This is a genomic window from Streptomyces litchfieldiae (assembly GCF_031845365.1).
GTDB lineage: Bacteria > Actinomycetota > Actinomycetes > Streptomycetales > Streptomycetaceae > Streptomyces > Streptomyces litchfieldiae.
This window is the reverse complement of record NZ_JAVREL010000031.1, coordinates 1-14,494: the sequence shown is the minus strand read 5'-3', so window position 1 is coordinate 14,494 and position 14,494 is coordinate 1. Positions and strand designations below refer to the sequence as shown.

Genomic DNA, 14,494 nt, shown 5'->3' with positions numbered 1-14,494 from the left:
GCACCGTCGCCGCCCGCGGCCAGGCCGTTCGTTCCGGATCGCCGGAGACGGTCAACGCCCCTCGGGCGCAGTTGACCTCAAGCCGACTTGAATTGTCAGGGTGGTCGCTGACCGGAATCCCCGGAGAAACGAGGCCCGCAGCATGACCACCACGTCCGCCACCCCGACCCTGGTCGAACTGAGCCGGAAGGTCGCCGAGTTGAGCGACCGCGTCCGGGAGCTCACCGATCGGTCCGAGATCAGCACCCTGGTCGACGCGTACTTCCTCAGCATGGACCGGCGCCGGTTCGACAGCGAGACCGTCGCGTCGCTCTTCACGCCGGACGTCACGTTCGACTTCCCGGTCGGCGGCTCCGACCTCAGCGACTACGCGGAGGCGTTCGGCGAGGTCTTCGGCTGGTACAAGTTCACCCACCACGTCAGCGGCAACCACATCGTGCGCCTCGACGGCGACCGGGCCACCCTCCGGTGGAACGCCATCATGGTGCACGTCCACTCGGACGCCACCGTCACCGCCCGCGGCCTGGAGCCGGGCGCGCGCTTCGACACCGGCGGCGTCTTCGAGGCCGAGGCGGTCCGCACGGCCGACGGGTGGCGCTTCCGGCGGCTGGTCCTGACCGACGAGGTCGGCTGGACCAACGGCACCCCGCCGCCCGCCGGACCCGCCCTGTGAGCGGTGCCCCACCGCAATGAGCCGAAGCGGCCTTCAGCCGCGGCCACCCGGGCGCGGCTACGGCTGGCGCCCCAGGAGGGCGACCAGCCGGTCCTGGCGCGGCGCCGCCTCGGACACCGGGACCGGGGGCGCGAAGATGCCCATGTCCTGCCAGCCGTCGACCTGCGTCTCGGCGTACCCGTACGCGAGCGCCACCAGGTCCGGATCCAGCCGGTCGTCCGCCTCGATTCCGCGCGCCAGGTCCCAGGAGTGCGCGGCGAGGTCGAGCGTCATCTGCCGCAGATACTCGTCCGCCGGCGTCAGCCCCGCGCTGGTGTGCACCGGCGCGTCCAGCGCGCCCGGGCGGTGGGCCGCGCCGCGCGACGCGGCGGCGGCCGACTCCCAGGCGGCCACCGGGTCCTCGCCCAGCACATCGCCCTCGAAACGGTCGCCGACCTCGTCGAGCGCCGCGCCCTTAAGCAGCCACGGCGCCCACAGGTGCTCCACGGTCACATGGCCCACCAGGTCCCGCACCGACCAGTCCGCGCACGGCGTGGGGGAGTCCCACTGCTCGGCACGCACCTGGCGCACCCGGCGCCCGAACTCGTCGAGCCCCTGGTCGAAACCACCGAGCAGATCCATGGACGAATCCCCTCACTCGCGGACCAGAACCACCTCCAGCGTACGCGGGCCGTGCACGCCCTCAACTCGGTCGAGCTCGATGTCGCTCGTCGCCGACGGCCCCGAGATCCACGTCTGCGGGCGCTCCGGCACCAGGCGCCGCAAGGCCTCCGGCACCGAGTCGACCACCTGCTCCGGCACCCGCACCACGCACACGTGGTGGTCGGGGACCAGGGTGATCCGGCGCCGCCCCTGATCGGGCCCGCCGTCCAGCACGATGGTCCCGGTCTCGGCGATCGCAACGGCGCAGCCGGTGACGACGCTGTCCGTGGCGTCGAGGTCGTGCGGGGTCAGCTCGGCCGTGTCCGCCACCCGGCTGACGCCGTCCGCCGCCGACAGCCATTCCGGCGGCAGCCCGGCCGGCGCCACGACCGTGCGCGCGCCGCGCGCCGCCAGCAGCCGGCCGATCAGCTCCGGCAGCCCCGCGGCGTCCGTGTGGTGCACCACGGCGCGGTAGTCGGCCAGGTTCTCCGCGAGCGTCGCCACCGGGTCATCGGGGGAGTGCGTGGTCTCGTAGTCCCGCGCGACCGGCACGTCCTGTGGCGACTCACCGCGCGGCACGTCCGCCAGCGCCCGCCGCACCCGGCCGAGCACCACCTCCCGGCCGCTCATCGCCCGCTCCGTCCGCCGCGCGTGCGCTGCCACCAGTCGCGGAACGACTCCGCCGGCACCGCCGGCACCTCCCGCGTGTCGGTCCACGCCTTCCCCGGCCCGGGCAGCCGCCGCGGCTGGAAGCGCCGCGTGCGCGCGGCCGCCCGCTGCCCCGCCCGCAGCACCCCCGGATGGTCCAGCGCCCACCGCGCGGCCCGCATCGCCGCCCGCTCGGCGGCATGGCCCCGGGCCGGCCGCAGCCGGGTGCGCGCCCCGCGAACGGTCACCTCCCCGCCCTGGACCACGCGCTCACGCAGATGCACCAGCACCTCCGGGATGTCGATGGCCACCGGGCACACCTCGTAACAGGCCCCGCACAGGGACGAGGCATAGGGCAGCGACGCGTCCAACTCGCTGGCCACACCGCGCAGTTGCGGCGTGAGGATCGCGCCGATCGGCCCGGGGTACGCCGAGCCGTAGGCGTGCCCGCCCGCCCGCTCGTACACCGGGCACACGTTCAGGCAGGCCGAGCAGCGGATGCAGCGCAGCGCCTGGCGGCCCACGGTGTCCGCGAGCGCGTCGCTGCGCCCGTTGTCCAGCAGGACCAGGTGGAACGTGCGCGGCCCGTCGTCGTCGCGGGTGCCGGTCCACATGGACGTGTACGGGTTCATCCGCTCCGCCGTGGCGGAGCGCGGCAGCAACTGAAGGAAGACCTCCAGGTCCTGCCACGTCGGCACGACCTTCTCGATGCCGACGACCGAGATCAGCGTCTCCGGCAGCGTCAGGCACATCCGCCCGTTGCCCTCGGACTCCACCACCACCAGCGTGCCGGTCTCGGCCACCATGAAGTTGGCCCCGGAGATCCCCACCTTGGCGTCGAGGAACTTCTGTCGCAGATGCAGCCGCGCCGCCTCGGCCAGATCGGCCGGGGCGTCCGTCAGCCCCTCCGGCGCCGGGCGGCCCCAGTCGGCCATCCGCTCGCGGAAGATGTCCCGGATCTCGCCCCGGTTGCGATGGATCGCCGGGACCAGGATGTGCGACGGCAGGTCGTCGCCGAGCTGCACGATCAGCTCCGCCAGGTCCGTCTCGTTGGCCCGGATCCCGGCGGCGTTGAGCGCGGCGTTCAGGCCGATCTCCTGCGTCGCCATCGACTTGACCTTCACCACCTCCCGCTCGCCGGTCTCCCGCACCAGCCGGGTGACGATCCGGTTCGCCTCCCGCGCGTCGGCCGCCCAGTGGACCTGGCCGCCCGCCGCGGTGACCGACCGCTCCAACTGCTCGAGGTAGTGGTCGAGATGACGCAGCGTCCGGTCCTTGATCGCGGCGCCGGCCGCGCGCAGCCGCGCCCAGTCCGGCAGTTCGGCCACCGCCCTGGCCCGCTTGTCGCGGATCGTGTGGGTGGCGTGCGTGAGATTCGCCCGCAGCCGCTCGTCCCGGGTGGCGTCGGCCGCCGCCCGCGGAAAGGCCGGCATGCCCAGATAGGTGCCGCTCACCACTGCCTCTCTTCCGTGCTGGCCAGGATCTCGGCGATGTGCACCGGCCGCACCGGTGACCCCCGCCGGGCGAGCGTGCCGCCGATGTGCATCTGACAGGAGTTGTCCACGGTGCACACGGCCGCCGCGCCGGTCTCCTCGATGTGCCGCGCCTTGTCCGCGCCCATCGCCGCCGACACCGCCGCGTTCTTCACCGCGAACGTGCCGCCGAACCCGCAGCACTCCTCCGCGCCGGGCAGGTCGACCAGCTTCAGCCCCTTCACCCGCGACAGCAACTGGCGCGGGCGCTCGCCCAGGCCCAGCATCCGCAGGCCATGACAGGTCGGGTGGTAGGTGACCGTGTGCGGGTAGTACGACCCCACGTCGGTCACGCCCAGCACGTCCACCAGGAACTCGGTCAGCTCCAGCGTCCGGGGCACCACCGCCTCCGCGGCCCGCGTCAGCGCCGGCCCCCGCCCCTCGGCCTCGGACCGGGCGCCGATCCGCGGATAGTTGTCCCGGACCATCGCCGCGCAGGAGCCGGACGGGGTGACGATGTAGTCGTAGGACGCGAACTCCCGCGCGAACCGCCGCACCAGAGGCTCCGTCTCATGCCGGTACCCCGTGTTGAACTGGGGCTGCCCGCAGCACGACTGGCCGGCCGGGAAGTCCACCCTGACCCCCAGCCGTTCCAGCAGCGCCACCACCGCCTGGCCCGTGCGTGGGTAGAGCGTGTCGTTGACACAGGTGACGAACAGCGCGACCCGCATCTCAGTCCTTTCCGCCGCCGGTCAGCCGGGCCGCCGCCCGGTCCCAGGCCGTGCGGTCGCCCGAGGGTTCATGGTGCCGCAAAGGCTGGGTCGCGCGCAGCAGCGACCGCAGGGCGCCGAGGCCGCCGCGCACCGCGCCGGCCGCCCGCGCCTGCACCAGTATGTTCCCCAGTGCCGCCGCCTCGGCCGGACCGGCCACGACCGGCAGCCCGCAGGCGTCCGCCGTGAGCTGGCACAGCAGCTCATTGTGCGCGCCACCGCCCACGATGTGCACCGTGTTTACCGCGAGCCCGGACAGCCGCCGCGCGTCCGCCACCGCCGCGCGGTGCGCCAGCGCCAGCGAGTCCAGCACACAGCGCGCCGTCTCGGCCGGATCGCGCGGCTCCGGCTGCCCGGTGCGGCGGCACGCCGCCGCGATCCGCTCCGGCATCCCGCCCGGCGCGATGAACTCCGGATCGCCCGCGTCCACCACCGAACGCAACGGCGTCGCCCGCGCCGCCGCGGCCAGCAGCGGCCCCAGCTCCTGGGGATCGCCCGCCGCCGCCCACTCGCGCAGACACTCCTGGAGCAGCCACAGCCCCATGATGTTGCGCAGATAGCGCACCGTGCCGTCCACGCCCAGCTCGTTGGTGAAATTGGCGCGCCGGCTCTCCTCGGTCAGCACCGGCGCCGTCAGCTCCACGCCCGCCAGCGACCACGTCCCGGTGGCTATGTACGCGAACCGCTCGCCGTCCGCCGGCACTCCGACGACCGCCGAGGCCGTGTCGTGCGACCCGACCGCCGTCACCGGCACCGGGCCGGTCAGCCCCGTCTCCGCCAGCACCTCCGGCAGCAGGTGCCCGGCCGGATCGCCCGGCTGCCGCAGCGGCGCGAACAGCGACAGATCGACGCCCACCGCCTTGGCCACCCGCTCCGACCAGTCCCGGGTGCGCGGATCCAGCAACTGGGTGGTGGAGGCGTTCGTCACCTCCGTGCCCGCCTCGCCCGTCAGCCAGTACGCGATCAGGTCCGGAATCAGCAACAGCCGCTGTGCCGCCGCCAGTTGCGGACTGCCCTGGGCGGCCGCGAGCTGGAAGACGGTGTTGAACGGCAGATGCTGCAACCCGGTGGCGGCGTACAGCTCGTCCGGCGCCAGCCGCTCGCCGACCCGCTCCGCCATGCCCTCGGTACGGCCGTCCCGGTAGTGCACCGGATTGCCCAGCAGCGCCCCCGTGGCGTCCAGCAGACCGTAGTCCACCGCCCACGAGTCGACACCCACCCCGGCCAGCCGCCCGCCGGTCGCCCGGCCCGCCTCCCGCAGGCCCTCGACGACCCCGCGGTACAGCGCCAGGATGTCCCAGTGCAGCGTCCCGCCGATCCGCACCGGCTCGTTGAGGAACCGGTACACCTCGCGCAGCGACAGCTCCCCGCCGCCCGCGTACCCCAGCATCACGCGCCCGCTGGACGCGCCCAGATCCACCGCGGCGAACGGACGGCCGGCCGCCTCCGCACCGGAGACGGCCGGCGTCCCACTCCTCTCGACGCCCATGGTCAGCGCAGGAACGCCGCGGCCACCCCGGCGTCCACCGGGATGTGCAGCCCCGTCGTGTGGCTGAGGTCGCCGCCCGTCAGGGCGAACACCGCGTTCGCGACATGCTCGGGCAGCACCTCGCGCTTGAGCAGCGTCCGCTGCGCGTAGAACTCGCCCAACTGCTCCTCGGGCACCCCGTACACCGCCGCCCGCCTGGCGCCCCAGCCGCCGGCGAAGATGCCCGAACCACGCACCACGCCATCGGGGTTGATCCCGTTGACCCGGATCCCGTGCTCGCCCAGCTCCGCCGCCAGCAGCCGCACCTGGTGCGCCTGGTCGGCCTTCGTCGCGCCATAGGCGATGTTGTTGGGTCCGGCGAACACCCCGTTCTTCGATGAGATATAGACGATGTCACCGCCCAGCCCCTGCTCGATCATCACCCGGGCCGCCTCGCGCGACACCAGGAACGAACCGCGCGCCATGATGTCGTGCTGGAGGTCCCAGTCCTTGACCGTGGTCTCCAGCAGCGGCTTGGAGATGGAGATGCCCGCGTTGTTCACCACCAGGTCCACGCCGCCGAACGCCAGCACCGCCGTCCGGAACGCCGCCTCGATCTGCTCCTCGGAGGTCACGTCCACCGTGACCGCCACCGCCTTGTCCGGGCCGCCCAGCTCCTCGGCCACCGCCGCGGCGGCCTCGCCGTTCAGGTCGGCGACCACCACGCAGGCGCCCTCCGCCGCCAGCCGCTGCGCCGTCGCCCGGCCGATGCCCGAGCCCGCACCCGTCACCAGCGCGATCCGCGTGGCCAGCGGCTTGGGCGCCGGCATCCGCCGCAGCTTGGCCTCCTCCAGCTCCCAGTACTCGATGCGGAACTTCTCCGACTCCTCGATCGGCGCGTACGACGACACCGCCTCCGCGCCCCGCATCACGTTGATCGCGTTCACATAGAACTCGCCGGCCACCCGCGCCGTCTGCTTGTCCTTGCCGAACGAGAACATGCCCACGCCCGGCACCAGCACGATCGCCGGATCCGCGCCGCGCATCGCCGGCGAGTTCGCGTCCGCGTGCCGCTCGTAGTACGCCCGGTACTCCTCGCGGTACTCCGCGTGCAGCTCCTTCAGCCGCGCCACGGCCTCGTCCAGCGGCGCGCCGGCCGGCAGGTCCAGCACCAGCGGCCGGACCTTCGTGCGCAGGAAGTGGTCCGGGCAGGAGGTGCCCAGCCGGGCCAGCCGCGGGTGCTCCTCGCGGGCCAGGAAGTCCAGCACCACGTCCGAGTCGGTGAAGTGCCCCACCTGCGGCCGGTCGGCGGACGCGATCGCCCGCACCACCGGCGCCAACGCGGCGGCGCGCGCCCGCCGTTCCTCCTCCGGCAGCGCCTCGAACCCCGGGCGCACCGCGCCGAACGGCTCCGCCTTGCCGCGCCGCGCCAGGAACTCCTCCGCGGTGCGGATGATGTGCAGCGAGTTCCGCTCGCACTCCTCGCTGGTCGCGCCCCACGCCGTGATGCCGTGGCCGCCCAGCACACAGCCGATCGCCTGCGGATGCGCCTGCTGCACCGCCGCGATGTCCAGGCCGAGCTGGAAGCCGGGCCGCCGCCACGGCACCCACACCACCTGCTCGCCGAAGCACTCCTTGGTCAGCGCCTCGCCGTCCGCCGCGCACGCCAGCGCGATGCCCGAGTCCGGGTGCAGGTGATCCACGTGCGCCGCGGCCACCAGGCCGTGCATCGCCGTGTCGATGGACGGCGCCGCGCCGCCCTTGCCGTGCAGACAGAAGTCGAACGCGGCGACCATCTCGTCCTCGCGCTCCACCCCCGGGTAGACCGCGCGCAGCGCCCGCAGCCGGTCCAGCCGCAGCGCCGCCAGGCCCTCCGGCCGCAGCGTGCCCAGGTCGCCCCCGGACCCCTTCACCCACATCAGCGCGATCTCGCCGCCGGTCACCGGATCGGTCGCGGTGCCCTTGGCCGAGGTGTTGCCGCCGGCGTAGTTGGTGTTGCGCGGATCGGCGCCCAGCCGGTGGGAGCGCGCCAGCAGCTCCTCGACGGTCTGGTGCGTCGCGCCCCGCGTCTCGTTGTCCCGCGTCGTCATCTGTTCAGGCCCCCCAGCCGGCCTGCTGGCCGCCCTTGCGGTCGTCGATGATCCGCTGGGCCCAGCCCGAGCGATGGTAGGCGGCGATCGGATCGGGGTCCAGCCCCGCCTCCTCGCGCACGTCGGCCAGCAGCGGCCGGACATCCGTGTTGAACGCGTCCATCAGCACCGCGTTGGCGCCCAGCACGTCGCACGCGGCCTGCGCCGCGGCCAGCGCGTCCCGGTCCACCAGCAGCGCCTTGGCCGTGGCCTCCTGCACGTTCATCACCGACCGGATGATGGCCGGGATCTTCGGCTCGATGTTGTGGCACTGGTCCAGCATGAACGCGACCTCGGAGCTCAGACCCTCGCCCCGCACCACCTCGTACATGATCCGGAAGAGCTGGAACGGGTCGGCCGCGCCGACCATCAGGTCGTCGTCCGCGTAGAAGCGGGAGTTGAAGTCGAAGCCGCCGAGTTTCCCCTCGCGCAGCAGCAGCGCGACGATGAACTCGATGTTGGTGCCGGGCGCGTGGTGCCCGGTGTCCACCACGACCTGCGCCTTGGGGCCGAGCTTGAGGCAGTGCGCGTAGGCGGTGCCCCAGTCCGGCACGTCGGTGGTGTAGAAGGCCGGCTCGAAGAACTTGTACTCCAGCAGCATCCGCTGGTCCTCGCCCAGCCGCTCGTACACCGCCGTCAGCGCCTCGGCGAGCCGGTCCTGGCGGGAGCGGATGTCGTCCTGGCCCGGGTAGTTGGTGCCGTCGGCGAACCACAGCTTCAGATCCCGCGAGCCCGTGGCGTCCATGATGTCCACGCACTCCAGCAGGTGCCCCAGGGCCTTGCGCCGGACGGCGGGGTCGGGGCTGCACACGCTGCCGAGCTTGTAGTCGTCGTCCTGGAACACGTTGGAGTTGATGGCGCCCAGCCGCAGTCCGCGTTCCTTGGCGTAGTCCGCCAGCGCGGCGTAGTCGTCGACCCGGTCCCACGGGATGTGCAGGGCGACGACCGGGGCGACCCCGGTGTGCCGGTGCACCTGCGCGGCGTCGTCGAGCTTCTCCTGCGGGCTGCGGGGCACGCCCTGCTGGGCGAACACCTTGAAGCGGGTGCCGGAGTTTCCGTAGGCCCACGACGGGGTCTCGATTGACTGCGTGGTCAGGGCCGCCTTGACGGCGGATGGGGCGGTCATGCGATCAGGGCTCCCGGGGTGCTCAACTCGCGTATGAATCGTTTCACTAAGGACGAAGCTAAGAGCGCCCGACGAATGCTGTCAAGGGAGATGTGGCCGATTGGCCCGCCGGTCGGCGCTCGGCGCGGCCCCCCTCCCCGAAAGTGGCGGATCTTGACTGCGGACGCGCCGCGTGGCTAGCTTGCGCCCAGTCCGATGAATCCTTTCAGAAGGGTGGGCGGCCATGTCGCGGGTCTGCTTTCTGCTCAAGGTCCGCGAGGACCGCATCGAGGAGTACCGGGCGCGGCACGCCGACGTCTGGCCGGAGATGCGGGCGGCGCTGTCGGCCGCCGGCTGGCACAACTACTCGCTCTTTCTGCGCGAGGACGGCCTGCTCGTGGGCTATCTGGAGACGGACGACTTCGCCGCCGCACAGGAGGCGATGGCGGCCACGGAGGTGAACGCCCGCTGGCAGGCCGAGATGGGCGAGTTCTTCGAGTCGCTGGACGGAGCCCGGCCGGACGAGGCGATGAAGCCCCTCCCGGAGGTCTTCCACCTCCCCTGAGAACCGCCGGGGCATCCGGCCGGTCCGCGCGGTGCATACCATGGCCGGGCGGCGAGAGCGCTGACGAGATGAACGGGGCACGGACATGGCGAATACGGTGGGAATCAAGGAAGTGGCCCGGCAGGCCGGGGTGTCGGTGGGGACCGTGTCCAACGTCATCAACCGCCCGCACATGGTCGCCGAGGAGACCCGGCAGCGCGTACAGACGGCCATCGCCGAACTGGGCTACGTGCGCAGCGAGTCCGCCCGCCAGTTGCGCGCCGGACAGAGCCGCATCATCGCCCTGCTCGTGCTCGACATGGCCAACCCCTTCTTCGTGGACGTCGCTTCCGGCGCCGAGCGGGTCGCCCGGGCCTCCGCGCTCGGCGTGATGCTGTGCAACAGCGCGCAGAGCACCTCCGAGGAGGCCGACTACCTCTCCCTCTTCGCCGAACAGCGCGTCCGCGGCGTCCTGGTCACCCCCGCCGACATGACCGGGCGGAATCTCGCGGACTTCCGGCGGCACGGCATCCCGTTCGTCTTCGTCGACCGCGTGCTGCCCAGCGCCGAGGGCTGCTCGGTCTCCGTCAACGACGTGCTCGGCGGCACCCTCGCCGTGCGGCACCTGCTGGAGCAGGGCCACACCTCCGTCGCCTATGTCAGCGGCCCGATGTCCCTCCAGCAGTGCCAGGACCGCAAGGAGGGCGCGGTGGCCGCCCTGGTCGAGGCCGGCCTCGGCGAGTCGGCCCTGCGCCACGTGGCCGCCGAGCGCCTCGACGTCGCCTCCGGCCGCGACGCGGGCGCCCGGCTGCTGGGGATGTCACCGCGCCCGTCGGCCGTGTTCTGCGCCAACGACCTGCTGGCCCTGGGGGTGCTCCAGGCGCTGTTCGCCGCCGGGGTCAGCGTGCCCGGCGAGGTCGCGCTCGTGGGCTACGACGACATCGAGTTCGCCGCCGCCGCGGCCGTTCCCCTCACCTCGGTGCGCCAGCCCGCGGTGCGGATGGGACGGCAGGCGGCCGAACTGCTGCTGGAGGAGACGGGGGAGGACGCCGGCCTCCACCGCCACCAGCGGATCGTCCTCGACCCCGAGCTCATCGTCCGCCAGTCCAGCATGGCCGTCCGGTCCTGAGCCCCCGGCTCCCCGCGCCGCGCGCGGTCGCCTCGTAGCGTGGAGCCATGAGCGACTCCTTCCGGACCAGCGTCCTGAACGTCACCACCGGCTCCCGCGAGGCCGTCACCGATCTCACACGCGACTGCGAGGCGTTCCTCGCCGAATCGGCCAACGGCGCGGACGGCCTGCTGAACGTCTTCGTCCCGCACGCCACCGCGGGAATCGCCATCCTGGAGACCGGCGCCGGCAGCGACGACGACCTGCTGGCCGCGCTGCGCGACCTCCTCCCCGGCGACGACCGCTGGCGCCACCGCCACGGCAGCCCCGGCCACGGCCGCGACCACGTCCTCCCCGCCTTCATCGCCCCACACGCCACCCTCCCGGTCCTCGCCGGCCGCCTCCAGCTCGGCACCTGGCAGTCCGTCTGCCTGGTGGACACGAATGTCGACAACGCGTTGCGTCAGGTGCGGCTGAGCTTCCTGGGCTGAGCCGGCGCCTTCTGGGTGCGACCGCCAAATCTCCTTACCCTGCGGGCGGAACGGAGACGCGGTGCGCGGTACGGATCTGGAGATGCTGGAGCGGTCTTTCGACGGATGCGGGAAGTGTTTGCTGGGGGTGCGCCGTCTTTCCCGGATGAAGGAGGCTACGGCCTCGCCGGAGCGGCAGCGGCCGGACGTCCTGTCAGCCGCGGCGGCGGTGGGCGGGCATATCGTCGACTGGGCGGACGACTGGGAGGTCTCCGGTGCGACTGACCCGTTGACGCGGCCACAGTTGGGGCCATGGGTGCGGGGGGAGCGGGGACCGTTCGACGGCCTGGTCGCTGCGGCGGTCGACCGGCTGGGCCGTAATGTCGTGGACTGCCTGAACACCGGCTACCGCATGCGTGACGAGAAGAAGATCCTTGTCACCTACCACGACGGGCCCTGGGACTTGGACGACCCGGCCGACGAGAACCGTTTCACGATCGAGGCATGGGGCGCGCAGATGGAACTGCGCGCGATCCAGCGGCGCAACCGCGACACGACGGCCAAGATGCGGCTCGCCGGTCGGCCGAAGGGCAAGCCGTCCTACGGGTTCCGGTTTATTCGGGCGGCGGTCGGCGGCAGGATCGAGCGGGTGGAGCTGCATCCACATGCCGCTGAGGTGATCCGCGATGTGGCTCACCGGATACTGGCCGACCCGGGATCCCCAGGCTCTGGACAGAGAGGAGGACACTGCGGTACTTCTGAGGGTCGCCGCGATCGAACGTTGGCTCGCCGGTGCACGGAAGGCCGGTGCGACGTGGTGACCGCACAGGCGCCGTTCAGACTGCCGGCTTGGGCCGGAGGAAAGAGTGCAGCCGGTCGACTTGGGTGAAACCGGCGCGTTCGTACATGCGATTGGCCGGGGTGCGGTCGCGCGGGTCGTCGGCCGGGGCGTCATCGTCGACGAACAGAATCACCTGTTGTGCTCCCAGGCCGGCGAGCACGTCGAGTGCGGAGCCCAGCAGCGCGCGTCCCAGCCCACGTCCCTGGGCGGGAGGCTCGACGCTGATCCACCACAGCACGCCGATCCCTGCCTGCGGGCGTCCGATGACGGCCTCCGCCAGGAGCTTGCCGTCCTCTCGCACTTCCAGGCGCTTTCCGGCCGGTTCGGTGCTGTTGGTGACGGTGCAGGCATGCGCGCGCGGCAGCTCGGTGGCGGGCAGATCACGTCGCATGTATCTCCACAGGTCCTCGGATACGAACCCGGCGTCCGTCAGAGCCTTGACGGTGGCCGAACGGTGCTTGACCGGCAGCGCCTCAAGGCCCAGTGTGAGAGCACTGGCGAAGTCGAATGCATGGACCTCACGAGGGCCGAACCGCTCCAGGGCATGCCCCAGAAGCCCCTCCGCCACGGCCTGATCCTCGCCACAGTGCAGCCACAACACCAGCCCCGCTCCGTCCTTGGGCCGCACCGCGCACGACATCACACCAACCACCGCTCCGGAACCATCCACGGCGACGGAGGTCACCGGAGGTTCCAGCTCCTCCCACCAGCCCGCATCGACCTCCGAGCGGCCCGCCAAAGCGTCATGGATCATCGCCGCCGTCGCGACCGGCTGCCCCGGGAGCCGGTCGCGCTCCAGCAGATGCAGCACGGCCTCCTCATCCCGGTCGTCGTACGGCCGCACTTCCCGGAAGGGCTTTCCCACGTTCCACCTCGTTCGTCCGCCCGACAGCTCACACAAGCTGCTCAACCAGCGCCGCGCCACGGACGGATAAGCGGCGACATCCGCGGCGGTCGGCATCCGTCCGCACGCCCAACACCTCAGGCTACTGCCCCGTCGCATTCCGCTCACTCCGGCTGTTGACGTGCTGACCCGGCCCCTCCCCTTGCCTCTTTCGGACCGGCAACCGTGCAGGCCGGGCACGGCCGTGTCCCGGTGCGGTGGCGGAAGGACCGGGCGACAAGGAATCCCTGCGGGACCTCCTCAGTCGCCAGACCAGAACGTCGCTGAGCGACTGGGCGCTGCCGAGTTCCCGCATGCCAGCTGCTTCACGCAACCGGGTGGCGGAGTCATCTCCAGCCTTCTCAATGTAGGTGAGGACGGCGGCGAGTGCGGGCCAGCCGGGTTCGGCCAGGATGTGCTCCGCGAGGTCGGGGAGTGCGCCGCCCACGGCCAAGGTGGCCCGTTTCTGCTGGGCGGGGAGGAGCTGCCGCCCCTGTCTGTTCCAGGCGGCCATGGGGCGGGCGGCTGTGATGTGGTGGGCGGCGCGCAGGTGTTGGGCGGTCTGGAGGGCTGCGGCTGCTTGCTGGTGGTGGGCGTGGGCGGTGTGCCAGCGGTGGGCCGAGGCCACGAGAAGGATGAAGGCGGAGAGGATCACGGCGATGGCGGCGCCGTCCTGGCCGCGGCCGAGGGTGGGCCGAGCAGCGTGGTGTCCTCCTCGTCCATGCCGGTGAATCGGTTGGTGAGGTGGGTGAGTCCGCGGTGGAGGATGGCGCGCAGCATGGAGCCGTAGATGGCACTCGCTCCGTACTCCCCTGCGGGCGGGGCGGGTGCGGCCACCCCGCCCGTAGCGGCCGGTAACGGGCCGGGGAAGGGAGTGCCACCACCGCGTTCAGCGTGGAGCGCGACGTCGTGGGTGTGTCAAGTTAACGGCTGATCTTGGTTGTTGAGGTGTCAGTTGTTGCTCGGGGTCAGACGGCCCTCGAAGGCGATCTGGAAGGCGTTCAGGGCGGTCTTCGTGCGCCGTGAGGCGCTGTTGATTCGAGTGGGGGTGAGAGACCACCGCCGCCCGGGCCGTCGCAGCGGTCGGGTAGGAGCTGAGGACAGCCTGCCCCGGGAGGCGCCGGGGTGGGTGGGAGCAGTCCTGACAAAGCCGGGGTGCGCCAGAACTGCCAGATGGCTTAGGTCCGGTGAGCAGGTCGGAGAGGAGTACGCGAGGAACCGATGTCATAACGTCCCTCAACACTCGTACCGGCTCGAACCTGGTGGATCAGGGCCGGGAACGGCGCGTCCTCGCCAGGAAGGCGGGGAACTTCCGGGAGTCGTGAAGCCGATGACCGGGAGGCTGCGGGGAAGGTCTGCGGCGTACTCGCAGCGAGGCCGTTGGGGCAGAGTCGGGCTCCTCCTTCGACGAGCGAATCACAGTGAACACGGGAACCGTCCCTGGTCTGCCCCTCTTCGTGCACTCCGGCACGGAGACGGGGCTGGGTCCGTCGTCGGCCGACCGGCCTGGGGCGGGGCGGAGCCGCCGTAGTACTCCGAGCCGGGGAGAGCCCGGCGCATGGGGAAGGGCGGCAGCGGAATCGAGGAGATGAGGATGCTGCAAGACCGAAAGACGCCCCGGTGAATACGGAGGCTCCGCGACAGCGGGTATCGGAGATGCAGACCAAGCTTCACCGTTGGGCGGTGGCCGACAAGAGCCGCCGGTTCGACGACCTGTTCAACCTTGTGCACGACCCGGCGA

14 protein-coding genes are annotated in these 14,494 nt (G+C 72.0%); 5 read left to right on the top strand and 9 right to left on the bottom strand.

Annotated elements, in window-relative coordinates; all coding sequences use genetic code 11:
* The first annotated feature begins 142 nt into the window (after positions 1 to 142).
* Positions 143 to 673 (top strand): nuclear transport factor 2 family protein, encoded by a 531-nt coding sequence (locus RM590_RS32970; RefSeq protein WP_311708476.1) that lies wholly within the window; start codon positions 143 to 145, stop codon positions 671 to 673.
* Between the two features lie 57 nt (positions 674 to 730).
* Here RM590_RS32970 and RM590_RS32965 read toward each other — a convergent pair whose 3' ends face one another.
* From RM590_RS32965 to rhaI, 7 genes are read right to left on the bottom strand one after another with little or no spacing between them, the layout of a single operon-like run.
* Positions 731 to 1,294 carry a TIGR03086 family metal-binding protein gene (locus RM590_RS32965; RefSeq protein WP_311708475.1) on the bottom strand — a complete coding sequence of 188 codons (564 nt, stop codon included), beginning with the start codon at positions 1,292 to 1,294 and terminating at the stop codon, positions 731 to 733.
* 12 nt (positions 1,295 to 1,306) lie between these two features.
* Positions 1,307 to 1,945, bottom strand: a complete 639-nt coding sequence (locus RM590_RS32960) for a LutC/YkgG family protein (RefSeq protein WP_311708474.1) — start codon at positions 1,943 to 1,945, stop codon at positions 1,307 to 1,309.
* Entirely contained in the window at positions 1,942 to 3,417 is a 1,476-nt protein-coding gene (locus tag RM590_RS32955; RefSeq protein WP_311708473.1) for a lactate utilization protein B, read from the bottom strand. The genes RM590_RS32960 and RM590_RS32955 overlap by 4 nt, the downstream gene beginning before the upstream one ends.
* The gene (locus RM590_RS32950) at positions 3,414 to 4,166 is read right to left on the bottom strand and encodes a (Fe-S)-binding protein (RefSeq protein ID WP_311708472.1); all 753 of its coding nucleotides are present in this window, start codon (positions 4,164 to 4,166) and stop codon (positions 3,414 to 3,416) included. The genes RM590_RS32955 and RM590_RS32950 overlap by 4 nt, the downstream gene beginning before the upstream one ends.
* Position 4,167: 1 nt before the next feature.
* A complete protein-coding gene (locus RM590_RS32945; protein ID WP_311708471.1) occupies positions 4,168 to 5,694 on the bottom strand; it encodes a rhamnulokinase in 1,527 nt (508 codons plus the stop codon).
* A 2-nt stretch (positions 5,695 to 5,696) separates the two neighbouring features.
* The gene (locus RM590_RS32940; RefSeq protein WP_311708470.1) at positions 5,697 to 7,763 is read right to left on the bottom strand and encodes a bifunctional aldolase/short-chain dehydrogenase; all 2,067 of its coding nucleotides are present in this window, start codon (positions 7,761 to 7,763) and stop codon (positions 5,697 to 5,699) included.
* 4 nt (positions 7,764 to 7,767) lie between these two features.
* Positions 7,768 to 8,928, bottom strand: coding sequence for an L-rhamnose isomerase (gene rhaI / locus RM590_RS32935; RefSeq protein ID WP_311708469.1), 1,161 nt, complete (start codon positions 8,926 to 8,928; stop codon positions 7,768 to 7,770).
* Positions 8,929 to 9,151: 223 nt separating this feature from the next.
* On the opposite strand from rhaI, the gene RM590_RS32930 reads away from it, so the two are divergent.
* The 4 genes from RM590_RS32930 to RM590_RS32915 all read left to right on the top strand — a co-directional run bounded on the left by RM590_RS32930 (position 9,152) and on the right by RM590_RS32915 (position 11,918).
* Positions 9,152 to 9,472 carry an L-rhamnose mutarotase gene (locus tag RM590_RS32930; protein WP_311708468.1) on the top strand — a complete coding sequence of 107 codons (321 nt, stop codon included), beginning with the start codon at positions 9,152 to 9,154 and terminating at the stop codon, positions 9,470 to 9,472.
* An 85-nt stretch (positions 9,473 to 9,557) separates the two neighbouring features.
* Positions 9,558 to 10,580 (top strand): LacI family DNA-binding transcriptional regulator, encoded by a 1,023-nt coding sequence (locus RM590_RS32925; RefSeq protein ID WP_311708467.1) that lies wholly within the window; start codon positions 9,558 to 9,560, stop codon positions 10,578 to 10,580.
* Between the two features lie 47 nt (positions 10,581 to 10,627).
* Entirely contained in the window at positions 10,628 to 11,050 is a 423-nt protein-coding gene (locus RM590_RS32920; RefSeq protein WP_311708466.1) for a YjbQ family protein, read from the top strand.
* A 61-nt stretch (positions 11,051 to 11,111) separates the two neighbouring features.
* The gene (locus RM590_RS32915; RefSeq protein ID WP_311708465.1) at positions 11,112 to 11,918 is read left to right on the top strand and encodes a recombinase family protein; all 807 of its coding nucleotides are present in this window, start codon (positions 11,112 to 11,114) and stop codon (positions 11,916 to 11,918) included.
* On the opposite strand, the gene RM590_RS32910 is transcribed toward RM590_RS32915, so the two are convergent.
* Both RM590_RS32910 and RM590_RS32905 read right to left on the bottom strand, forming a co-directional pair.
* Positions 11,866 to 12,735 (bottom strand): GNAT family N-acetyltransferase, encoded by an 870-nt coding sequence (locus tag RM590_RS32910; RefSeq protein ID WP_311708464.1) that lies wholly within the window; start codon positions 12,733 to 12,735, stop codon positions 11,866 to 11,868. The genes RM590_RS32915 and RM590_RS32910 overlap by 53 nt on opposite strands.
* Positions 12,736 to 13,404: 669 nt before the next feature.
* Positions 13,405 to 13,590, bottom strand: coding sequence for a hypothetical protein (locus tag RM590_RS32905; protein ID WP_311708463.1), 186 nt, complete (start codon positions 13,588 to 13,590; stop codon positions 13,405 to 13,407).
* Positions 13,591 to 14,494: the final 904 nt, after the last annotated feature.